Below are 19,993 nucleotides of genomic sequence, written 5' to 3'. Positions count from 1 at the left end.
GATGAGGACGCGAACTGCCCCGGCGGCGCCCCGGTGACGGCCTGTTGCTACCCCTCGTAGGGGCGATGAGGACCGGAACCGTCTGGCCAAGCGGGCGCAGATCGTGGCGTTGCTACCCCTCGTAGGGGCGATGAGGACGACCACACCCTCACCCCCGCCCAGCGCGCCGCCATGTTGCTACCCCTCGTAGGGGCGATGAGGACGGCCTCGAACGCCCGGTGCCGGTACACGCTGAGTCGTTGCTACCCCTCGTAGGGGCGATGAGGACCCGACGGTAAAGCCGCAGGTCGAAGGTCCGCAGCGAAGACTCTGGAGTCGCATTTTTCAGCGACCCTCAGGTAACGCAGCAGAGCCCGGCGTGGCGCTGAAAAACCTTCGTCCTCGATCACACTGGCCATCCAACACCATCACACTGACACCCACTAGTCGCGCCCTCGATCTTCCTTTCCGTAGCAAGAATCTCTTGCCCCTCCATCCCCCTTCACGGCGAGTCCGGAGACGAACCAGCCGCTGGCGAGGGCCATGGTCTACGGGTGACGCTACGCGACACAGAACGGCATCCGATTCGGATGGTGGAGGACGCAACGACACGAACGGGCACAGTCTGATACGGGACCTTCGTGCTTCTCATCCGACGGCTCTGGATTACATCAGGAGGTTCCAGAAACCGAGATCCTCGAATCACCCATTAATGCGCCACCTCATCGCACCGCTTCACGTACCGAATCCGGTGGAGTCCTGGTATGTAGGTGCGTGCGACGCTCATCGAGCGCACCGGACTCGTCGGCAGGCACTTCGTTGCGCAGCCGCAGGCCGCGCTCCTTGACCAGTCGACCCCAGCGTTCTTTCCGACCAAAGCGGTCAGCGATCTGCGCACCGGTGGGCAGCGCCCCCAGCACGCCTTCTCGGTCCAACGCCCATCGCCAGGCCCGAGCTTGAAACGGCGTCAACGACTCCATTCGCCCAGCCTTGGGGTGGTCACTACTCCGAAGGACATCGAGCCGGGTCGGCTGTCGCGATACGGACTCGGCTTCGATCTTCTCCTCAGACTTGGTCGCTCCAGTCGGTACTGGTGTCTGCTCAGCGGCTGCGGACGCAGTGCGCACGCGCTGCGCGGTGGTGCGGAACTCTCGCATGAGCAGCTCGTACGCACCGATCAACGCAAACGATGGCCAGGCGTGAATGATCCTCGACCACATCGTGGGATCTGCGACAGCGACGTTCGCTGCCAGAGAAGCGGCGGAGCCGATGATCAGCAGGCTCCAGGGCAGAAAGCCACCCTTGCGGCCGTGGCGAGCATCGCTGAGTAGCGTCATGCTCGCGCCCACGATCATGCCGTCGACAGAGAGCGGGAACAGAGCCGCTCTCCACGGAGGTTCGCCGTGGCGCAGGGCGAGTTCGTACATGTGCGAGTAAGACACCACCGCGGCGATGCCCGCGAGCAGAAGCACGGCGGCGATGGTCACTGCTCGTGACCAACGGGAGGACTCCATCACGATCACTTCTTTCGTGTGACCGAGAGACCTTCGCGGCGGTCGAGTCGCCGGGGTTGGGAGGTGGGAGACCACTGTCTCCCACCTCCCGCTGGGAGATTCTTGGGAGACGCGAACGTCCCCCAACGGCTCCCAACCGCCTTGAAGGTCTCTCAACGGAACCCTCTGAACTGGGTGGATGCTTGTTTGCGCAGGTCGCCGCGACGCCGGAACTACCTCGACACGGTAGGGGTCACAGGTTCGAGTCCTGTATCGCCCACATCAGGCGAAAGCGGGTTCCCACGGGAACCCGCTTTCGTTGTTTCCACGGTGGCGCCCTCCCGAACAGCCGATCCTGTCGGCCCTTCGAGGGTGGCCGCCCCCGATGAAGCGGTTCGCCTGCGTGGTCAGGACCTTCTCCCATCCGCGTGCGTCGCGGGACAGGCCGGTCCGGGCGATGATCCCGTTGACGGTGATGCCGGTGTCCACCGCGCCAGGCTGTAGACGAACATCGTGTTCATGTTCTTGGTGCGCGCGAAGGCGCACGAGCAGGCCGCGAGCGGCGCCGGAAAGGTCGTGGTCACCCTGGTCTGACCACGGGTCAACGCCGCAGGAGCCACGGATGACGCACAGGGCACGTTGCGAGCGGGGCGGCTCACCGGGTGAACCCGCGGTCGCTGATCCGACCATGAGGTCGCGCGGCATCCACGCCCGGCCCTCGTTCGCTCTGATCCCGGCCCACGTCTCCTCGCGCGTAGTGTGAGAGCGCGAGGAGCCACTGAGGACCGGACGGACAGGCGAGGGTGGGCCCATGAGCATTCACATCGAGGAGACGGCCACGGTGTCGGAGACCCCGCGCACGGGCGAGGTGCGCTCGGTGGCCCGCGCCGGGCTGCTCCTCAACGCGGTGGTCGACGCGCCCCAGGGCCTCAGCCTCACGGAACTCGCGGGCGCGACCGAGCTGAACATCAGCACCGTGCACCGCCTGCTGCGCACCCTGTGCTCCGAAGGCCTGCTGTGCCGGGACGCGGTCAGTGAGAGGTTCCTTCCAGGTCCGGTCCTGATGCGCCTCGCCCGCCGCTCGCTGTCCTCGGCCGGGCTGCCCGAGGCCGCCGACGCGTTGCGCGCGCTGGTGGACGCCACCGGGGAGACCTCCAGCCTCGGAGTCCGCCGCGCCGAGGAGATGGTCGTCCTGCTCACGACCCCCTCCAGCGAACCGTTCCGCTACAACGGCCAGCCCGGGCTGCGTCAGCCCCTGGGGACCTCGGCCATGGGCCTCGCGGTCCTGGCCTTCGGGCCCCGGCCCCTGGAGGACGTGGCCCGGGAGTGGGGGGACCGTCTCCCCGGTCACGCTGACGCGTCCTCCGTGCTGTACGGCGAACTCCTGACCACGCAGTTCCGGGGGTTCGCGGTGGTCGACGACCCCGCCGCCACGGGGCTCAGGGCCGTCGCCGCCCCGGTCATGACCGACGGACGCGTCCGGACCGCGGTCGAGGTCCAGGGGCCGACGGCCCGGCTGGAGGGGGAACGCCTGGAGCACGCGGCCGCCGCGCTCCGGGAGGCCGCCCTCCAGCTCCAGGACCTGCCCGTATCGCTCGCCCTCATCGAGGGCTGAGACCCACTCCACACCCGGCCCCGCGCTGTCAGCGCGGGGCCCTTCCGTTGCGAAAACCCCTGCTGAACAGCGGTTTTCTTTCAGTGGAAGCTGATTCCACCAGTTGAAAACAGCCGTTGACAGCCGTGACGCGCGACCTATACCGTCATTTTCGACCAGTTAAGTAGAGATTCCTCCTGGAGGGCCCCGTGGGTACCGACGGCACGCTGGTGATCTCCCCCAACCATCCGGTGTTCGACCTCCCGGAGATCGTCGCGCTCGAACGCGGGCTGTTCTCGCGACGGGGCCTCGAGGTGCGCTTCGCCGAGGCCGACGAGACGACCTACGACCCCTCCGAGCGCGATCCGATCGCGCGGCGCAAGGAAGCCCTGTACGAGACGGAGGGGGCCGACGTCTACAACCTGTGCGAGTGGGGCGGGATCGACCGGCTGGAGCGCGGTCGCCGCGCCGGACGGATCGACTACCTCCGGCCCGCGGTCGTCGCGCAGGCTCTGGTGAGCTTCGACCCCCTGCTGAACGAACCGCACGACCTCGGCGGGGTGCCGGTCGCCGTGAACGAGTTCACCGGTTCGCACTACACCGCGCTGCACCTGCTGGGCAACACCCTCGCCCGTCAGGAGGTCGTCGTGCGGCACGTGGGGGCACCGCACCTGCGGCTGCGTGCGCTGCGTTCCGGGCAGGCCCGGGCCGCCATGCTCATGGAGCCCTTCCTCAGCGTCGCACTGAAGGAGGGGGCGCACCTGCTCGGCAGCTACTTCTACCGGGGCTCGCAGGTGGTCGCCCCCCACCTGGGCCAAGAGCACCGAGACGCCTACATCCTGGCCGTGAACCAGGCCGTCGACCTGATTCGTGAACGCCCGTGGCGCGAGTCGGCGCACCACATCGTCCGCGAGGTCGAGGGCGACCTCACCCCAGAGGAACTCGGTCGCTCGCACGTGCGCTACACGCACGCCCAGCCGTTCGCGGCGAAGCGCTTCCACGAGAGCTACGCCTGGATGAAGTCCTGGGGCCTGACCGAGGGCCGCAACGACTACGGCTCACTGCTCGGCACGGGCTAGCCCACCTCACCGGCCCGCCCTCTCCGTCCGCCCCGCACCCCGAACCCCGTACCCCGCGCACCGCACCCCGCGCACCGCACCCGCCCCACACCCCGTCCGTTGGAGACCGTCATGCCCCACCTGAACCGCCGGTCGCTGCTCCGCGCCGGCCTCCTGTCCGCCGCCGCCATAGGAACCGTCCCCCTCCTCGGGGCCTGCGGTGCCTCGTCCTCCGGTGCGGCCAAGGTCCAGGACTCGGAGGAGGGCACCGCGAGCGCCGTCCTGCGCCCGATCGCCGAGCGCTTCGGCCTGGACGAGGGACTCGACCTGGAGTACATCTCCGGGACCGGCCCCGGTGACGTCCAGAACAAGCTCCTGTCCGGGGCCCTGGACGTGTCCAGCTTCGGACCCGTCGGGGCGGCGGTCTCAGCCGGAGCCGGGGCGGACGTGGTGTTGTTCAGCTCCGGCCTGAACAACCACGTGCGATGGCTGGTCGCCGAGAACAGCCCCTACCAGACCCCCGCGGACCTGCGCGGCAAGGCCGTCGCCACACCGCCCAACAACAGCGACGCCTACCGCTCCACCCAGCTGGCCAGCGCCGTGAACGGCATCGACTTCGAGGCCGAGTACTCGATCCACCAGGGCGCCGTGCTCAACGGCCTGGCGCTGTTCGAGCGAGGCGACGTCGAGGCGATCATCACCATCGAGCCGAACGCCACCCGCCTGGTCGGCCGCGGGGCCCGACAGATCGCCACCGTCGACGACCTGTGGCGCGAGGGCAGCGGCCAGTCCGAACCCCTAGTGCTCAACGCCCAGGGCGCCCTGCGGTCCTGGGTCGAGGAGAACGGCGAGACCGCCTCGGCCCTCCACCGAATGCGCCACGAGGTGCACCAGCACATCCATGACGAGCCAGAGCTGCTGGCCGAGCTGCACGAGTTCTACGGCATCGGCGACGACGAGCCGGACGCCATCGCCCTGCTGCCCGAGCGCATGGTCGACGTCTATCCGCTGGAGTGGGGGAACGTCACCTTCGACAACTTCCAGGCCCAACTGGACAAGGCGGTGGAGCTGGGAATCATCAGTGCCCTGCCCGAGCAGGACATCTTCCTCGACCTCGGAGCCGACCGATGAGCCTGCGCACCCGGGCACCCGCGCCCGAGACCGCCACACCCGAGACGGGGCACGCCGGGCTTCCCCTGGCCCGCGGGGCGTCGTTCCGGTGGCGGGGACCGGCCGCGGCCGCCTCCTTCCTGGTGCTGCTCGTCGGCGGTTGGCACGGCATGGCCCTGGCGATGGACAGCGTCCTCGTGCCCGGGGTGGACCAGATCGGCGCCGAGGTCCTGCGCCTGGTCTCCGACCCCGGGTTCTACACCGACCTGGGGGTGACCTTCCAACGGGTCGCCCTCGGCTTCGCCCTGGCCTTCGCCGTCGCCGTGTTCGTCGGGATCGCCATGGGCCGATCCCCCTTGGCCAGGCGCTTCTTCGAGCCGGCGGTCCTGATCGGGCTGACCGTCCCCGGCCTGGTCTGGGCCCTGCTGTGCGTGATCTGGTTCGGCGTCGCACTCATCAACCCGGTCATGGCGGTCGCCCTCTCCTCGGCCCCCGCGCTGACCCTGAGCATCTACCAGGGGACGCGGGCCACCGACGCCCAGCTCCTGGAGATGGCGCACGTCTACCGCTTCTCCACCCGCGACCGGCTGCGGTACCTGTGGCTGCCCTCCCTCGCCCCGGCACTGTTCGGCGGGGCCAGGCTGGGGCTGTCGCTGGCCTGGAAGGTGATCGTCCTCGTGGAGATCTTCGGGATGTCCAGCGGGGTGGGAGCCGCCATCAACGGCGAGTTCGCCGCCCAGAACGTGGCCGGGGTCCTGGCCTGGACGGTGCTGTTCGCCGTCGTGATGGCCGTGCTGGAGTACGGCCTCCTCCAGGGGTTGGAGAACCGGGCCGGACGGTGGCGGAAGGTGGCAGCGGTATGAGCACGGCAGTGGAGCTACGGCGCGTCGGAAAGTCGTTCACCAGCACGAGGGACCGGCGGACCGAGCACGTCTTCGAGAACTTCTCCCTGACGGTCGAACCCGGTGAGCTGGTCGCCCTCGTGGGTGCCTCGGGTACCGGGAAGTCCACCCTCCTGCACATGGTCGCCGGTCTGGAACGGCCGGACACCGGTGAGGTCGCTGGCGCCGGGGTCGACGGCGCGCGGCGACGCCTCGGGATGGTGTTCCAGCAGCCGCGGCTGCTGGACTGGCTCTCCGTCCGCGCCAACGTCGAGATCGCCCTGCGGTCGGCCGGACTCGACCCCGCGCTGGCCGACGCGGCGCTGCGGGACGTGGGGCTGGCCGAGTACGCCGACAAGTACCCGTCGGTCCTCTCCGGCGGCCAGCGCCAGCGCGTCGCCGTGGCCCGCGCCTTCGCCATCGACCCCGCCGTCGTCCTCCTGGACGAGCCCTTCAGCGCCCTGGACGAACTGACCGGCCGCAGGCTGCGACTCCTCCTCCAGGACCTGTGGACACGCCAGAGCAGGGTCGGCCTCCTGGTCACCCACAGCCCCGCCGAGGCGGTCCTGCTCGCGGACCGCGTGCTGGTCCTGGCCAGACGTCCGGCCAGGGTCGTGCGCGAGTACCGGGTGGACCTGCCCCGCCCCCGCGCCCCCGAGGATCCCGAACTCTTCGACCTCCAGCGACGCGTGGTCGCCGACCTCCTCTGAACCCGTCGCCACCACGGTGACTCCCGCACCCCGCACACCCGAACACGAAGAAAGGACACCGTCATGGCCAAGCAGATCACCATGGAACTGCTCTCCCTCGTCTTCTCGCTCCCCCAGCTCGTCGCCAAGGACGAGGGCTACTACGAGGACGAGGGGGTGGAGGTCTCCTTCGTCCCCAAGGGCTACGCCGACGCGGGTCTGTCCTACCTCGACGACCACGAGCTCGTGAGCTCGTTCGGCACCAGCAAGTCCAATTTCGAGAGCGGCGAGGCCAACCTCTACCGCGCCTGCGAATGGGGCCAGATCCGCAGGGCGGACGACACCGCCGTGGGCGGGCGCGTGGTGAGCAAGCGCGCGGCCGTCGGCAGCCAGGCGATCCTGGTCCACCCCGACTCCCCGGACGTGCACCCGTCCGACCTGGCCGGGAAGACCGTGGCGGTCAACTTCCACCACGGCTCGCACTACCTGGCCCTGCAGAGCCTGGAGGGCTTCCTGCCCCGCGAGGAGATCAAGGTCGTGCACGCGGGAGGCCCGCAGCAGCGCTTCGAGGCGCTGCGTGACGGCCGTGTGGACGCGGCGGCCCTGATGGAGCCCTGGATCACCGTCGCGGAGAAGCAGGGGTACAGGCTCCTGTCGGAGGCGTTCTACATCGGCTCGGAGATCGCCAGCCCGGACGTGGACGCCGAGACCTACGAGGCGGTCAACCGTGCCGTGGTCCGGGCGGTGCACAAGCTGAACGAGGACCCCCGCCCCTACCTGCACCACCTCATCGGCGAGGTGCCGCCGGAGATCCAGGAGCTCACCCCGGAGGACTTCCCGCTGGGCCGCCTGCGCTTCGTGGAGCCCGCCCCGTACCCGCAGGACCAGTTCCAGCGCACCTACGACTGGATGCGCGGCTGGGGTCTGATCAAGGACGACTCGGCCTTCGACAGCCTGGTGAAGAACTTCGACATCAAGGTCTGACCACCACTCCCCCCGGGCGCCCCGGCCTCCGCCGGGGCGCCCTTCGCAGGAAGGCCCGCCACGTTGAGTCGGACCCGCGTTTGGCCGCTGTACGTGGGAGGGGCGCTCGGCCCCTACGGCAGCACCATGGTCACACCGATCCTCCAGGAAGTCGCCGAGGGCCTCGACTCCACACCGGAGATCGCCGCGAGCGCGCTGACCGCCTACATGATCCCGTTCGCCGCGCTCATGCTGGTGTCGGGGACCCTCGCCGAGCGGTGGGGGCGGCGCCGCACGGTGCGCGTCTCCCTGGTCGTGTTCGTGCTGGCCTGTGGCCTGTGCGCGCTCGCCCCCACCATGGAACTCTTCCTGGCCGCCCGTGTGCTCCAGGGTGCGACCAACGCGTTCACCACCCCGCTCCTGGTCGCCTCGATCACCGACTCGGTGCCCCGTGCCAGGCTCGGGCGGGCCATGGGGTGGTTCGCGGCCTGGCAGGCGGCCGGTCAGGCCTTCAGCCCCCTGATCAGCGGAGTGTCCGGTGCCGTGGACTGGCGCCTGGCGTTCGTCGCACCGGCCCTGTGCGCCGTGCTCCTGGCGCTGCTGCCCCCGGACGAGGCGGTCTCGGAGCGGCGCGCCTCCGGCCGGGCGAGCTGGCGGTCCCTGGCCAACAGCCAGTTGGCGCTCGCCTGCGCGCTGGCGTTCCTGTGCTACCTGGCAGCCGTCGGCCTGACGGTGCTCTCCGTCCTGCGCGCGGAGGACGCCTTCGGTCTGGGTCCCCTGGAACGGGGCCTGGTCGCCTCCGCCTTCGGGATCGCCGGTCTTCTGATGGCGGACACCGCCGGGCGCGTCCTGGACAGGATCGGACCGCTCGCCCTCGGGCTGATCGCGAACACGGTACTGGCGTTCGGTCTGGTTACGGCGGCCCTGGGTCCGTCGGCGGTCGCCATGGTGCTCGGGGTCGTCGCCGTCGGGGCGGCCGTCACGGCGATGCGCGCGACCGTGAACTCCATGGCGGCCACCAGCACCGCCGAGAACCGCGCGGGAGCCTCCTCGCTCGCGCTGTCCTTCCAGTTCTTCGGCGGAGCCCTCGCCGTGGCGGTGTGGGTTCCCCTGTACGTCCTGGCTCCGGGGGCGGGTTTCGCGGCCACAGCGCTGGCTCCCGTGATCGCGATTCTGCTGCTGGCGGCGGTACGACGGCGGATCCGGAGCTGACTCTGGGGATGGGTGGTGGGAGACGGGTCGTCACCCACCACCCGCCGCTGCTTCCCACCGGCGCGAAGACCCTCAATGCATCCTTCGCGTGAGGAGGGTGGAGGACACGACAGGACCCGCTACCCCGAGAGGGGCAGCGAGCCCGCAGGTCGATGGGTCAGTCTGTCAGCGGTCGGTATCGGCCGAGGAGGCCACCAGCGCCGCCCATTCCGAGGCGGAGAAGGTCATGTGCCCCGCGTCGGGGTGGACGCTGTCCCGAACATCCATCGCCGCCGAACGCTCGCGGACCTGGACACACTGGCCACCGTTCTGCGAGTAGCTCGACGTACGCCACTCGTTACTCATCACTGATCTCCTTCAGTCTCCGAAGGGTGTCGTCTACGGGGAGCGCGCTGCCGAGGGCGTTGCGTGCGAGTTCCTGCAACCGTTGAACACCGGGGGCTTCGTTGACCACGATAGTCCCGTTGGTGTGCTCGGAAGTGGCCACCCGTGAACCGTCCCGAAGCTTGTAGATCTGGAACGGCGACGTCACGCCCGCCAGGATGCTCCCCCTCGGGACCATGTGCACACGGACCCGATCCGATTCGATGAGTCCCAGCAGGTGAGCCGCTTGCTCCTTACGAACCGCACGGGAGACTCCCTGGAGACCGGACTCGGGGAACGTCGCGAACACCCGGAGGTCCTCGGATAGTGATCCCAGGTGAGCGCACCGGTCCTTGGCCAGTGCTTCGATCCTGCTCATGGGGTCCGACGGTCGCCCCTCAGCGAGGGCGTAGCGCGCGTACAGCGGGGACTCCAGCAGAGCGGGCACGAGAACTGGTGTGACGACCTCGATGGTGACAGCACGCTCGGACAGCTGTTTGTCATCGCTCAACCACGGCGCGACGCCATCCGTCTGTGTGACCTCTTCCAGGATGCGCACGAGTCCGCCGCGTGCACCGAAGAACGTGTCCAGCTCCGCGATGGTCGCTCGATCTGGGATGGTTCGTCCAGTTTCCCAGTTGGACGCCGCTGACGGAACGTAGCCGACGACTTCCGCGACCTGCGCCTGTGTGAGTCCACGCTGTTTGCGAAGACGACGGAGTTCCCTCTGCAACTCATTCACATCTCACAGAATCACACAGCAGTATCACGGGTGGGGAGTATCCACAGAGAAAGATCCATCTGACCTGGCAGGGTGAAAGGGCACACCCCGAACCTGGACCCATGGATGTGATCGAACAGCTACGGCAACTCCAAGACGAGCTGACCGCACGGGGCCTGTGCTCCGTGATCAGCGACAAGGCCCACTGGTTCACGTTGGGCCCCGTTCCCACCCTGACCTGCTGCACCTACCTGGGCCGCGCACAGGTCACCGTCACCACAGACGGCCTCTACCAGTGGCTGGACGGCGAGGGGAACGACCGGACCCACCCCACGGTGCACCTGGGACGGATCGTCAACGCCCTCGTCCTCACCCGCGCGGGCACGAGCACCCCGACCGAACTCCCCGAAGGGAACCGGCCACCGCCGGGCCACCGTCCGCCACTGCCACGACGTGGCGACGAACGACCTCACCAGGGGAGGCAGTGGTGAAGGACTACCCCACCCATCCCGATCTGTACATGGATCCCGTGGACGCCGCCGAGATCCTCGGCGTCGCGACCTCCACCCTGCGAACCTGGGCGCGCACCGGACGCCTGGACGGCATCGTGGACTGGTTCCCCCATCCCACCAACGGATGGCGCTACTACCGAGCAGGCGATGTCTACGACCTCGCCGAAGAACGCGGCAAGACCACGTGAGACCACCGCCCGAACCCCCGAGGAGAACGAAGCGGCTCACCACGTCGCGTGGCGGGCCGCTTCCGCGTACGCGAACACCCCGCTCGGCCGCCCCGAGAGCGGTCACGGACCGAAGCCAGAGCTGGTAGCGCGGTCGCGTCCGCTTCGGGAAGGGTGCGCGGACGGAGGTCACGATGTCGGAGCGCTCCGACCGTTCCTTGCCAACTCATGAGTCAGCACTGCCAGCAAGCCAGGACACGGGAGGACGCCGACCTCGTGGTCGGGTCAGACGCGAGCGCCGATGGCCCCCGCTCCCCGTGACAGCTCGGGCAACCAGGTGAGCAGCTTCTCCGCACTGGTGACGTCGGTCGTCGTCACCAGGTTGATCGCCCCGACGAGTTCCTTGTCGGCGTCGTACACCGGCACGCTCAGGCTCAGCGCACCGAGTTCCCGCTCGGACTCCGCGAGGTAGTAGCCGTCCTCGCGCACGCCCCGGATGTCCTCCATCAGGGCCCGCTCCCCCTGGATCCGCCCCGAGGCCAGTGCGACCTCCGGGTAGCGGCGAACGTAGTCCTCGATCTCCGCGTCCGGCCAGCCCGCCAGCAACACCTTCCCGCCACCGACGTTGAGCGACACGCGGCGCCCGATCGGGAACTGGTAGCGGAGCGGGTCCGCTCCGCTGACACGGGCGATGAGGATGCGCTCGTCCCCCGAGCGGACGAACACGGATGAGGTCAGCCGGGTGGTCGCGGAGAGCTCGGTGAGCACCGGCGTCGCGATCGTGCTCACCCGGTCGTTGACCACGAAGCCGTGCGCCAGCCCCAGCACCACCGGACCGAGCGAGTACCCCAGACGCCCCTGTTGGACGTAGCCACGCCGCACCAGCTGGTTCACCGTCCGCTGGGTGGTGGCCAGGTGCAGGTCGGCCTCCCGCGCGATGTCACTCAGCCGCAACGGACCGCGCGCGCGTTCCAGGCATTCGAGCACGTCCAGCGCACGGTCGAGCGTGCGTCCCTGGTTTCCGCCTCCGGCGCCCATGCTCGCCTCGCCACTCCTTCGCTCGTGTTCTTCGGAGAACTTCCCGGCCCCGGCCGGAGGCCTCGGGGCCCGCCGGACACGGCGATCCAGCTCGCTGCCGCCCCCTCCAAGGTAGCGGAGAGGTTTCCGGGAGGTTGACAGCCGAGAGAGCCGCAGGTCACACTCACTATCAATCAACAAGAGAAACTATCACCCAATGATAGCTGGTGCAAAGATGAAGGTAGCCGTTCTGGGACTGGGCGAGGCGGGCGCGATCTTCGCGGAGGCCTACGCCGCCGCTGGTTGGCAGGCCGTCGGCTTCGATCCCGCGAGCACGGTGCGGACCCCCGAGGGCGTTGATCGGGCCCCCTCGACGGCGGAGGCGGTGGCCGGAGCGGACGTGGTCCTGAGCCTCGCGACGGCCGCGCACGCGGTCTCCGTCGCCCGTGAAGCCGCGTCCGCGTTGCGATCCGACGCCGTCTACATCGATCTCAACGCCGCCTCTCCGCAGGTCAAGACGGATGTGGCACGTACTGTCGATGGTGCGGCCCGCGTGGTCGACGGGGCCCTCATCGGTTCGGTCGTCAAGTTCGGGCCGAAGGTGGAGATCCTCCTCGCGGGGCCCTCGGCGGAGGAGGCCGCCCAGATGCTCCGGGTCGTGGGCGCGAACGCCGAGCCGATCGGCCCGGCCGTGGGCGCCGCGTCGGGGCGCAAGCTGCTGCGCAGCGTGTTCATGAAGGGGCTGGGTGCGCTGATCACCGAGGCCATGGACGCCGGGAGCGCGGCGGGTGAGGAGGAGTGGATGCGTGAGCAGGTGGCCGCCGCCCTCACGGACGGTGACGCCGCGCTGGAGCGGCTGGACCACGGCACGCGGCTGCACGCCGTGCGGCGCTCCCAGGAGTTGGACGCCAGCATCGCCCTGCTGGACGAACTCCGCGTGGAAGCCCCCGTCAGCAAGGGCGCGGCCGACCGTCACCGGCATCTGGCGCGCGTGAGCGAACACCCCGACGAACGGCTGATCGACGCCTACGCGACGATCCCCACCGCCGCGATCGGGGACGCGCGGGACCGGCTCGGCTTCCTGTCCTCCCGGATCAGGCCGGTCTGGGCCGGGGCCCGTCTGTCGGGACGCGCCCTGACGGTGCAGACGCGGCCCGGTGACAACCGCGCGTTGCACCAGGCACTGACCGTCGCGCGCCCCGGTGACGTCATGGTCGTGGACGGAGGGGGCGACGACTCCCGTGCGCTGCTCGGTGAGCTCATCGCCGAACGCGCCATCAACAAGGGAGTGCGCGGAATGGTGATCGACGGCGCGGTCCGTGACGCCGACGAACTGCGCGAACTCGGCTTCCCCGTCTGGTCCGCCGCGATCTCCCCCGCGGGCCCCTACAAGGACGGACCCGGCCACGTCGGTCGCACCATCGCGGTGGGCGGCGCGGTCTGTGCTCCAGGGGACATCGTGGTGGCCGACGGAGACGGCGTCTTCGTCGTGCCCCGCCTGGAGGCCGAGCGAACCCTCGTCGCCGCCCGGCTCGTCCTGACCGACGAGGCCGAGCGCCGCGAGGCCATCCGGAGGGAACGCGCGTGACGCTCCCCTCCCCCACCAGCCCCCTCCCCACCAGGTCGCTCCCGCGGGGCGACACCCCGCCCGCCCACGGGCACCAGTACTCCCCTCCACCGAAAGTCGACCCATGCCGATCGCGCTACTAGCCCTCGCGGCGTTCATCGCCGTGATCATCGTGTGGAACGTCGTGTTCAAGCGGAACATGGGCGAGGCCATGCTGCTCGGACTCGTGGTCACCGCCCTGTTCGCCGGGACGCGTGCCCCCGAGTACCTCCTTGGAGGGCTGACCGACGCCCTCACCCACGACGTGCTCTTCGCGGCCCTGGCCTTCGTGTTCATGGCCTACCTCATCGACGTGACGGGCCTGATCCAGAAGATCCTGGCCATCCTCAACTCCGCGTTCGGGCGCGTGCGAGGCGGTCCCGCGTTCATCGACACGGCCGGATCCGCCGTCTTCGGGGCCCTGTCCGGTTCCAACTCCGCGAACACCGCCTCCAGCGGGTCCTTCACCGGCCCCTGGATGGTGCGCACCGGGTGGTCCCCCACGCGCGCGGCCACCGTGCTCGCGGGCAACGGCGGGATGGGCGCGGCCCTGCCGCCCAGTGCCTCGATGGTCATCATGATCGGGTTCGCCGGGGGGATGGTCACCACCGGCCAGGTGTACCTGGGTCTCCTGATCGCCGGGCTGTACCAGATCCTGTTGCGCATCGGCCTGGTCACGTACTTCGTCCGCCGTGACGGGATCCCCAAGGTGGACGAGCACGACCTGGTGCCGATGCGTACGTCGCTGCGTCAGGGCGCCGGCGCGCTGACGATCTTCCTCGGCGCCCTCATCCCCATCGTCCTCACCGTGGGCCCCCTGGCGACCTACCTGACCGAGTCCACGCCCCTGGGCGACGCGGTCGGTGACATCTCACTGCTCACCTGGATCCCCATCCTCATCATCGGATTCTCGCTGATCGCCGGACGGGACCGTCTCCCACGAACGGTGCGCGACTGGTCGCGCCTGCTGGACGGTGCCCTGCCGAGGTTCGCGACGATCGGGGCCCTGCTGTTCTTCGCGATCGCGGCGAGTGAGATCCTGGGGCGCCTGGGCCTGGCGGAGGACGTCAACGTCATCCTGGAGTCCCTGCCCGTCGGTTCCGCCGTGATGGTGGTCGTCGTCGGCCTGGTGGTCACCCTGGTCGCCGGTCCGCTCTCGTCCACGGCCACCCTGACGGCGGTCGGTCAGATCTCCTTGCTCGCGCTGGTGGGCGTGGGGGTCGACCCGCTCCTCGCGATCATCGCGATCCTGGTGTTCGCCTCCACCGAGGGGGCCTCCCCTCCCGCCTCCGGCTCGATCTTCGTCGCGGCGAGCCTGACCGGGGCACGGCCGGAGAGCACCTTCCTGCCACTCATCATCTACTACATGATCCCGATCTTCCTGATCGGCTGTCTGATCGGTTGGGGCGTCCTTCCGATCCTGGGGGTATGACCGTGCTCGCACTCAAGCCCAGAACCTTCGGCGTGGTCCGCGCGCTGTTCAAGATCGGTCTCGTCTGCTGTCTGGCGCTGGGAGCTCTCCTGGTCCTGGGGCAGATGGCCGGAGTCCTCGTCCAGCGTCCGGAGTGGGTGACCGGCGCCTCCGACCTGCTGTTCGTGCCGAGCGTGGGCGCGGCGGCGGCCTTCGGTGTCCTCGGCTTCATCGGCAACTACCTCACGCCGCAGGAGCCCGAACCCGAGGAGGACTGAGAGACCCGAAGAGGTGGGGTGGGGGCGCACCGTCGCCCGCCCCTACCAACGCCACGGACCGCTCAGCGTCAGGGTGATCGCGCGTGCTTGCGCGGGGCCCCGCGCCGTTCGACGACCCGACGGGATCCCCGAGCAGCCGTGCCCGGTTCGGACGCCTGACGACAGGGCGGGCGCCCTTGGGAGGCGGAGTCGCCTCCCAAGGGCGGGAGGCTCAGAACGCGGAGGGTGCGACCCCGGTGAGCCGTTCGGAGACCTGCCAGACCCGAGCGGCCTCCTCCGGGCTTTTCAGCCGACTGTAGAGCGTCTGCTCCGCGGGCGGTCCGCCCAGGTGGCCGGGGCCGGCGGGGCCGTAGAACCCACCGCCCACGGCCTCGGGCGAGGTCGCCGCGTACAAGGCCGGGAGCGGAGCGCTCTCCACCGTCCCGACGAGGATGCCCCGTGCGGACATCGCCCGGATGACGCGCACGCCCAGGGTGTCCCGGTCACGACCGATCTCGGGACGGGCGCTCAGGAGGCTCGTCGGAGCGATCCCCGGATGCGAGATGTTGCTCGTGATGCCCCACCCCTGGTCCCTGCTGCGCCGGTCCAGTTCGAGGGCGAAGAGACCGAGCGCGATCTTCGACTGGCTGTAGGCGTGCCCTCCGTTGTAGGAACGCTCCCAGTTCAGGTCATCCCAGTTGATCGAGTTCCGATCAGCCGAGACGCTGAGCTGGGAGGTCACACGTGCCCCGCCCGCCCGGAGCAGTGGCATCAGGCGGGCCACCAGAGCGAAGTGTCCGAGGTGGTTCGTGCCGAACTGGAGCTCGAAGCGATCCCCCGTGCTCTGTCGTTCCGGAGGCGTCATCACCCCCGCGTTGTTCACGAGCAGGTGGATCGGGCGGTTCTCGTGGCAGAGCCGCTCGGCGAGGGCCTCGACCGAGTTGAGGGAGGACAGATCCAGGGAGGCGAGCTCCACCTTCGCGTGGGGCACCCGCTCGCCGATCCACGCGAGAGCGGCCTCACCCTTGCCCTGGTTCCGCACAGGAAGAACCAGCTCCGCTCCGGCCTCGGCCAGGCGCAGGGCCAGGTGCAGCCCCATTCCGTCACTCGCGCCGGTGACCAACGCACGTCGGCCGGACTGATCGGGAACGGTGAACTCGGGTCGTTGGCGGGGCATGGGTCGTCTCCAGGGCCGATGTGATGGGTTCCGATCCCCAGGTTCGTCTCTCAGCGGAGGCGGGACAAGGACTCGCCGAACCACGGCTCGCCGAGCCCCCCTTCGGGGCGCAGAGGTGGATCGACGGGCCGTGGTTCACCGAGCGCCGAGACGGTAGACACGGGGAAGGACACCGAAAGAAGGACAGTCGTGATCGATCGCACCGGGTTGGCCGGGTTCCTCCGCCGCCGCCGAGAGTCCCTGCAGCCGGAGGACGTGGGACTCCCCCGCGGACAACGCAGGAGGGCCAAGGGGTTGCGGAGAGAGGAGATCGCCTTTCTCTGCGCCATGTCGACCGACTACTACGCGCGGCTCGAACGCGCGCGCGGGCCGCATCCCTCAGAGCAGATGCTCGCCTCGATCGCCCAGGGGCTGCACCTGTCGCTCGACGAACGGGATCACCTGTTCCGCCTGGCCGGGCACAACCCGCCCGTTCGGGGCGCGGACACCGAGCACATCAGCCCGGGGCTGCTGCGCGTGTTCGACCGCCTCGGGGACACACCGGCGGAGATCGTCACCGAACTCGGGGAGACGTTGCGGCAGACCCCGATGGGGGTCGCGCTCACCGGCGCCACGACCCGATACGAGGGGCCCGCCCGCAGTTCGGGGTACCGGTGGTTCACCGACCCGGCCGCACGGTCACTCCACGCTCCCGAGGAGCACCGGTTCCTCACCCGCATGTACGTCGCGGGCCTGCGCGAGATCGCCACTCTGCGCGGTCCCGGCTCGCGCGCCGCACACTTCGCCGACCTGCTTCTGGAACAGAGTGAGGAGTTCCGCCGGGTCTGGGAGGACCACGAGGTCGGCATCCGCCCGCATGGGATCAAACGTTTCGTGCACCCGGAGGTCGGCCCGCTCGAACTGAACTGCCAGAGGCTCCTCGACCCGGACCAGGCCCACTCGCTGCTCGTCTACACCGCCGTCCCCGGCAGCGAGAGCCACGAGAAGCTGCGCCTGCTGTCCGTGATCGGCCCTGGAACGCTCCGCTGACCCTGGCTGGACGGCGGCCCCGGCGTCGCCCCGCGTCCGCCAGGGTCGCCGGGGCCGGGGCCACGACGCCAGGAGACCGCGGCAGGGCGACGGCGCAGGCCCTCTCAGCCCGTGGGCGCGGTGTCCGGGTCCGTGATGCCGAGCCGTCGTGCCAGTTCCCGGGCGCCGACACCGTACGTCTCCCGGATCCGTACGCCCCGGGCACCGACCTCGAAGACGCCGTGGTCCGTGTAGACGCGACTGACACAGCCGACCCCGGTGAGCGGATACGTGCAGAGCGGGACGAGTTTCGGCTGGTCGGAGCGGGTGAACAGGGGCATCATCACGTGGACCTCCTTGGCACCGATGGCGAGGTCCATGGCACCGCCGACAGCGGGAACCGCGTCGGGTGCGCCCGTGTGCCAGTTGGCGAGGTCGCCCTGGAACCCCACCTGGTAGGCGCCGAGAACACAGACGTCCAGGTGTCCGCCGCGCATCATGGCGAAGGAGTCGGCCTGGTGGAAGTACGCCGCTCCCGGCAACTCGGTCACCGGGACCTTGCCCGCGTTGGTCAGGTCGGGGTCCACGGCGTCGCCCTCGGCCCTCGGCCCCATGTTGAGCATGCCGTTCTCGGTGTGGAGCACCACCCCGGAGCCGGCCGACAGGTGGTCGGCGATCCTGGTGGGCTGCCCGATCCCGAGGTTGACGAAGGCTCCGGACGGGATGTCGGCGGCGATGACGGCGGCCAGCTCGTCCATCGACAGGGGGTGGTCGGCCCTCATCGGCGCTCCGGCGGACGGATCGTTCGCGTGGGTCATCGGGCCCCCTGGACGGTGTGGCGACGGGTCTGCACCTGGACGATCCGGTCGACGTAGATGGACGGGGTGACCACGGCTTCGGGGTCGAGTTCCCCCGGCTCCACGATCTGGTCGACCTGGACGACGGTCGTCGCCGCCGCCGTGGCCATGACCGGGCCGAAGTTGCGTGCGGTCCTGCGATAGGTGAGGTTGCCCAGCGTGTCCGCCCGGTACGCGCCGATCAGGGCGTAGTCACCCCTGATCGGGTACTCCAACAGGTACCTGCGACCGTCGATCTCACGTTCCTCCCTGCCCTCGGCCAGAGGCGTACCGATCGCCGTCGGGCAGTAGAAGGCGCCGATGCCCGCCCCGGCCGCGCGCATCCGCTCGGCGAGGTTGCCCTGCGGCACGAGCTCGAGTTTGATCTCACCCGACCGGTAGAGGCGGTCGAAGACCCAGGAGTCGGCCTGCCGGGGGAAGGAACAGACGACCTTGCGCACCCGTCCGGCCGCGAGCAGCGCGGCGAGCCCGACCTCGCCGTTGCCGGCGTTGTTGGACACGATCGTGAGGTCCTTGGCTCCCTGGCGGATGAGCGCCTCGATCAGGTCGAACGGCATGCCCGCCAGTCCGAAGCCGCCGACGAGGACGGTGGCCCCGTCCTCGACCCCGGCCACGGCTGCGTCGGCGCTCTCCACGACCTCCGCGCGGCTCATCGGAGCCGCCCCGTGTCGTCGGTGTTCTCCAGCACGACGGCCAGCCCCTGGCCGACCCCGACGCACAGCGCGGCGACGCCGTAGCGCCGTCCCGACTCGCGCAGCACCTTGGCCAGGGTGGCGAGGAGTCGACCACCGGAAGCGCCCAGCGGATGTCCGATCGCGATGGCCCCGCCCTTCTGGTTGACGATGGCGGGATCGATCCCCCAGGCGTCGACACAGGCGAGCGCCTGCACGGCGAAGGCCTCGTTGAGCTCGACCGCGCCCACCTGCTCCCAGCCGATCCCGGCGCGGGCCAGGGCACGGTTGGCGGCCTCGACCGGCGCGAACCCGAAGGACCGCGGATCCAGCGCCGTCACGCCCCGCCCGGCGACGCGGGCGACCGGGGCGGCCCCGATCGTGTCGGCGGCCCCCTCACTGCCCAGGAGCACCGCGGAGGCACCGTCGTTGAGGGGGCTGGCGTTCCCCGCCGTGATCGTGCCGCCCCGCTCGGGTGAACGGAACACGGTCCTGAGTGTGGCCAGCACGTCCGGTGTGGACGCGGCTCGGATGCCTTCGTCACGCACCAGGTCGGTCTCCGCCACCGGTGTCACCAGGTCGTCGTAGAAGCCCGACTCCCAGGCCTGGTGGGCGAGCTCGTGGGAGCGGGCCGCGAACCGGTCCTGCCGCTCCCGGGAGATCCCGAAGCGTTCCCGGAGCAGTTCGTTGGCCTCACCGAGCCCCACCGTCCACTCCTCCGGCATGCGCGGGTTGACCAGACGCCAACCGAGCGTGGTCGACACGGCGGTGAGGTCCCCGACCGGGAACGGCCCCGTCGGCTTGGGCAGCACCCACGGCGCCCGCGTCATCGACTCCACACCACCGGTCAGCACGATCTCGGCGTCGCCGGACTCGATCGTCCGGCTGGCCGCCATCGCGGCGTCGAGACCGGACCCGCAGAGTCGGTTGACCGTGGTGCCCGGGACGCTGACCGGCAGTCCGGCGAGCAGCGCCGCCATACGGCCGACGTTGCGGTTCTCCTCCCCGGCCCCGTTGGCGTTGCCCCACACCACGTCGTCGATCGCGGCCGGATCGAGTTCGGGCACCGTGGCGAGTGTGGAGGTGATCGCGGCCGCGGCCAGGTCGTCGGGGCGGACCCCGGCCAGCGCGCCGTTGAAGCGACCGAACGGCGTCCGGGTCGCGGCGTACAGGAATGCGCTCATGGCACCGACGCTAGGCCCTGAGCGCGATATCCTGAAGTACTCATATCCCAGGCTATTGATATG

21 protein-coding genes and 1 CRISPR repeat array (1 of these 22 running past the window's edge) are annotated in these 19,993 nt (G+C 69.8%); of the genes, 13 read left to right on the top strand and 8 right to left on the bottom strand.

The genetic code is table 11. The features are described 5' to 3' along the window. Positions 1 to 268: direct repeats of the CRISPR family, unit length 30 nt; unit sequence GTTGCTACCCCTCGTAGGGGCGATGAGGAC; it reaches 610 nt to the left of the window's first position. 433 nt (positions 269 to 701) lie between these two features. After that, positions 702 to 1,502: a DUF2637 domain-containing protein gene (locus tag ACRWK8_RS20805; protein ID WP_431872327.1), complete on the bottom strand. Its 801-nt coding sequence runs from the start codon at positions 1,500 to 1,502 to the stop codon at positions 702 to 704. Positions 1,503 to 2,283: 781 nt separating this feature from the next. On the opposite strand from ACRWK8_RS20805, the gene ACRWK8_RS20800 reads away from it, so the two are divergent. From ACRWK8_RS20800 to ACRWK8_RS20770, 7 genes are all read left to right on the top strand, one after another. After that, positions 2,284 to 3,087: an IclR family transcriptional regulator gene (locus tag ACRWK8_RS20800; RefSeq protein WP_431872325.1), complete on the top strand. Its 804-nt coding sequence runs from the start codon at positions 2,284 to 2,286 to the stop codon at positions 3,085 to 3,087. 188 nt (positions 3,088 to 3,275) lie between these two features. After that, positions 3,276 to 4,145 (top strand): substrate-binding domain-containing protein, encoded by an 870-nt coding sequence (locus ACRWK8_RS20795; RefSeq protein WP_431872323.1) that lies wholly within the window; start codon positions 3,276 to 3,278, stop codon positions 4,143 to 4,145. A 111-nt stretch (positions 4,146 to 4,256) separates the two neighbouring features. Then, positions 4,257 to 5,255 (top strand): ABC transporter substrate-binding protein, encoded by a 999-nt coding sequence (locus ACRWK8_RS20790; protein ID WP_431872321.1) that lies wholly within the window; start codon positions 4,257 to 4,259, stop codon positions 5,253 to 5,255. Then, positions 5,252 to 6,097 carry an ABC transporter permease gene (locus ACRWK8_RS20785; RefSeq protein ID WP_431872319.1) on the top strand — a complete coding sequence of 282 codons (846 nt, stop codon included), beginning with the start codon at positions 5,252 to 5,254 and terminating at the stop codon, positions 6,095 to 6,097. Before ACRWK8_RS20790 ends, ACRWK8_RS20785 begins: the two co-directional genes overlap by 4 nt. After that, positions 6,094 to 6,825: an ABC transporter ATP-binding protein gene (locus tag ACRWK8_RS20780; protein WP_431872317.1), complete on the top strand. Its 732-nt coding sequence runs from the start codon at positions 6,094 to 6,096 to the stop codon at positions 6,823 to 6,825. Before ACRWK8_RS20785 ends, ACRWK8_RS20780 begins: the two co-directional genes overlap by 4 nt. A 63-nt stretch (positions 6,826 to 6,888) precedes the next feature. Further along, positions 6,889 to 7,788, top strand: coding sequence for an ABC transporter substrate-binding protein (locus ACRWK8_RS20775; RefSeq protein WP_378742816.1), 900 nt, complete (start codon positions 6,889 to 6,891; stop codon positions 7,786 to 7,788). A 63-nt stretch (positions 7,789 to 7,851) separates the two neighbouring features. Beyond that, positions 7,852 to 8,979, top strand: a complete 1,128-nt coding sequence (locus tag ACRWK8_RS20770) for an MFS transporter (RefSeq protein WP_431872314.1) — start codon at positions 7,852 to 7,854, stop codon at positions 8,977 to 8,979. A gap of 165 nt (positions 8,980 to 9,144) precedes the next feature. Here ACRWK8_RS20770 and ACRWK8_RS20765 read toward each other — a convergent pair whose 3' ends face one another. Continuing rightward, complete coding sequence (locus ACRWK8_RS20765) at positions 9,145 to 9,324, bottom strand: DUF397 domain-containing protein (RefSeq protein WP_378742820.1); 180 nt, start codon at positions 9,322 to 9,324, stop codon at positions 9,145 to 9,147. Beyond that, complete coding sequence (locus ACRWK8_RS20760; protein ID WP_431872312.1) at positions 9,317 to 10,084, bottom strand: Scr1 family TA system antitoxin-like transcriptional regulator; 768 nt, start codon at positions 10,082 to 10,084, stop codon at positions 9,317 to 9,319. The genes ACRWK8_RS20765 and ACRWK8_RS20760 overlap by 8 nt, the downstream gene beginning before the upstream one ends. A 101-nt stretch (positions 10,085 to 10,185) precedes the next feature. On the opposite strand from ACRWK8_RS20760, the gene ACRWK8_RS20755 reads away from it, so the two are divergent. Both ACRWK8_RS20755 and ACRWK8_RS20750 read left to right on the top strand, forming a co-directional pair. After that, a complete protein-coding gene (locus tag ACRWK8_RS20755) occupies positions 10,186 to 10,554 on the top strand; it encodes a hypothetical protein (RefSeq protein ID WP_431872310.1) in 369 nt (122 codons plus the stop codon). Then, positions 10,551 to 10,763 (top strand): MerR family transcriptional regulator, encoded by a 213-nt coding sequence (locus tag ACRWK8_RS20750; RefSeq protein WP_431872308.1) that lies wholly within the window; start codon positions 10,551 to 10,553, stop codon positions 10,761 to 10,763. The genes ACRWK8_RS20755 and ACRWK8_RS20750 overlap by 4 nt, the downstream gene beginning before the upstream one ends. Before the next feature lie 264 nt (positions 10,764 to 11,027). On the opposite strand, the gene ACRWK8_RS20745 is transcribed toward ACRWK8_RS20750, so the two are convergent. Then, positions 11,028 to 11,780: an IclR family transcriptional regulator gene (locus ACRWK8_RS20745; RefSeq protein ID WP_431872306.1), complete on the bottom strand. Its 753-nt coding sequence runs from the start codon at positions 11,778 to 11,780 to the stop codon at positions 11,028 to 11,030. 214 nt (positions 11,781 to 11,994) lie between these two features. On the opposite strand from ACRWK8_RS20745, the gene ACRWK8_RS20740 reads away from it, so the two are divergent. From ACRWK8_RS20740 to ACRWK8_RS20730, 3 genes are all read left to right on the top strand, one after another. Beyond that, positions 11,995 to 13,347: an RraA family protein gene (locus tag ACRWK8_RS20740; RefSeq protein ID WP_431872304.1), complete on the top strand. Its 1,353-nt coding sequence runs from the start codon at positions 11,995 to 11,997 to the stop codon at positions 13,345 to 13,347. A gap of 103 nt (positions 13,348 to 13,450) precedes the next feature. Then, positions 13,451 to 14,797 (top strand): TRAP transporter large permease subunit, encoded by a 1,347-nt coding sequence (locus ACRWK8_RS20735; protein ID WP_431872302.1) that lies wholly within the window; start codon positions 13,451 to 13,453, stop codon positions 14,795 to 14,797. Then, positions 14,794 to 15,054: a hypothetical protein gene (locus tag ACRWK8_RS20730; protein ID WP_378742830.1), complete on the top strand. Its 261-nt coding sequence runs from the start codon at positions 14,794 to 14,796 to the stop codon at positions 15,052 to 15,054. The genes ACRWK8_RS20735 and ACRWK8_RS20730 overlap by 4 nt, the downstream gene beginning before the upstream one ends. Positions 15,055 to 15,265: 211 nt before the next feature. Here the strand turns inward: ACRWK8_RS20730 and ACRWK8_RS20725 are convergent, their stop codons facing one another. Continuing rightward, positions 15,266 to 16,210 (bottom strand): SDR family oxidoreductase, encoded by a 945-nt coding sequence (locus ACRWK8_RS20725; RefSeq protein WP_431872300.1) that lies wholly within the window; start codon positions 16,208 to 16,210, stop codon positions 15,266 to 15,268. 189 nt (positions 16,211 to 16,399) lie between these two features. Between ACRWK8_RS20725 and ACRWK8_RS20720 the strand changes: the two genes are divergently transcribed. Beyond that, entirely contained in the window at positions 16,400 to 17,239 is an 840-nt protein-coding gene (locus ACRWK8_RS20720; protein ID WP_110048162.1) for a helix-turn-helix transcriptional regulator, read from the top strand. A 104-nt stretch (positions 17,240 to 17,343) separates the two neighbouring features. Here ACRWK8_RS20720 and ACRWK8_RS20715 read toward each other — a convergent pair whose 3' ends face one another. Genes ACRWK8_RS20715 through ACRWK8_RS20705 form a run of 3 tightly spaced genes read right to left on the bottom strand, consistent with a single transcriptional unit; the run spans position 17,344 to position 19,930 of the window. Next, on the bottom strand, positions 17,344 to 18,036 hold the full coding sequence (locus tag ACRWK8_RS20715) for a CoA-transferase (protein ID WP_431872297.1): 693 nt from the start codon (positions 18,034 to 18,036) through the stop codon (positions 17,344 to 17,346). Then, complete coding sequence (locus ACRWK8_RS20710; protein WP_431872295.1) at positions 18,033 to 18,728, bottom strand: 3-oxoacid CoA-transferase subunit A; 696 nt, start codon at positions 18,726 to 18,728, stop codon at positions 18,033 to 18,035. The genes ACRWK8_RS20715 and ACRWK8_RS20710 overlap by 4 nt, the downstream gene beginning before the upstream one ends. Next, positions 18,725 to 19,930, bottom strand: a complete 1,206-nt coding sequence (locus ACRWK8_RS20705) for a thiolase family protein (RefSeq protein ID WP_431872293.1) — start codon at positions 19,928 to 19,930, stop codon at positions 18,725 to 18,727. Before ACRWK8_RS20705 ends, ACRWK8_RS20710 begins: the two co-directional genes overlap by 4 nt. Positions 19,931 to 19,993 lie beyond the last annotated feature (63 nt).

Origin of the sequence: Nocardiopsis eucommiae (assembly GCF_965344335.1) — a bacterium.
In the GTDB taxonomy this organism is placed as follows: Bacteria; Actinomycetota; Actinomycetes; order Streptosporangiales; family Streptosporangiaceae; genus Nocardiopsis; species Nocardiopsis eucommiae.
Note: the sequence above shows the minus strand (reverse complement) of the source record. Positions and strands in the feature narration are given on the sequence as shown.

What these genes read in the sequence shown, in the direction of transcription:
- ACRWK8_RS20800 (WP_431872325.1), top strand. Translation starts at nt 2,284, where the DNA reads ATGAGCATTCACATCGAGGAGACGGCCACGGTGTCGGAGACCCCGCGC.
- ACRWK8_RS20790 (WP_431872321.1), top strand. Translation starts at nt 4,257, where the DNA reads ATGCCCCACCTGAACCGCCGGTCGCTGCTCCGCGCCGGCCTCCTGTCC.
- ACRWK8_RS20785 (WP_431872319.1), top strand. Translation starts at nt 5,252, where the DNA reads ATGAGCCTGCGCACCCGGGCACCCGCGCCCGAGACCGCCACACCCGAG.
- ACRWK8_RS20780 (WP_431872317.1), top strand. Translation starts at nt 6,094, where the DNA reads ATGAGCACGGCAGTGGAGCTACGGCGCGTCGGAAAGTCGTTCACCAGC.
- ACRWK8_RS20775 (WP_378742816.1), top strand. Translation starts at nt 6,889, where the DNA reads ATGGCCAAGCAGATCACCATGGAACTGCTCTCCCTCGTCTTCTCGCTC.
- ACRWK8_RS20765 (WP_378742820.1), bottom strand. Translation starts at nt 9,324, where the DNA reads ATGAGTAACGAGTGGCGTACGTCGAGCTACTCGCAGAACGGTGGCCAG.
- ACRWK8_RS20755 (WP_431872310.1), top strand. Translation starts at nt 10,186, where the DNA reads ATGGATGTGATCGAACAGCTACGGCAACTCCAAGACGAGCTGACCGCA.
- ACRWK8_RS20745 (WP_431872306.1), bottom strand. Translation starts at nt 11,780, where the DNA reads ATGGGCGCCGGAGGCGGAAACCAGGGACGCACGCTCGACCGTGCGCTG.
- ACRWK8_RS20740 (WP_431872304.1), top strand. Translation starts at nt 11,995, where the DNA reads ATGAAGGTAGCCGTTCTGGGACTGGGCGAGGCGGGCGCGATCTTCGCG.
- ACRWK8_RS20735 (WP_431872302.1), top strand. Translation starts at nt 13,451, where the DNA reads ATGCCGATCGCGCTACTAGCCCTCGCGGCGTTCATCGCCGTGATCATC.
- ACRWK8_RS20730 (WP_378742830.1), top strand. Translation starts at nt 14,794, where the DNA reads ATGACCGTGCTCGCACTCAAGCCCAGAACCTTCGGCGTGGTCCGCGCG.
- ACRWK8_RS20725 (WP_431872300.1), bottom strand. Translation starts at nt 16,210, where the DNA reads ATGCCCCGCCAACGACCCGAGTTCACCGTTCCCGATCAGTCCGGCCGA.
- ACRWK8_RS20715 (WP_431872297.1), bottom strand. Translation starts at nt 18,036, where the DNA reads ATGACCCACGCGAACGATCCGTCCGCCGGAGCGCCGATGAGGGCCGAC.
- ACRWK8_RS20710 (WP_431872295.1), bottom strand. Translation starts at nt 18,728, where the DNA reads ATGAGCCGCGCGGAGGTCGTGGAGAGCGCCGACGCAGCCGTGGCCGGG.
- ACRWK8_RS20705 (WP_431872293.1), bottom strand. Translation starts at nt 19,930, where the DNA reads ATGAGCGCATTCCTGTACGCCGCGACCCGGACGCCGTTCGGTCGCTTC.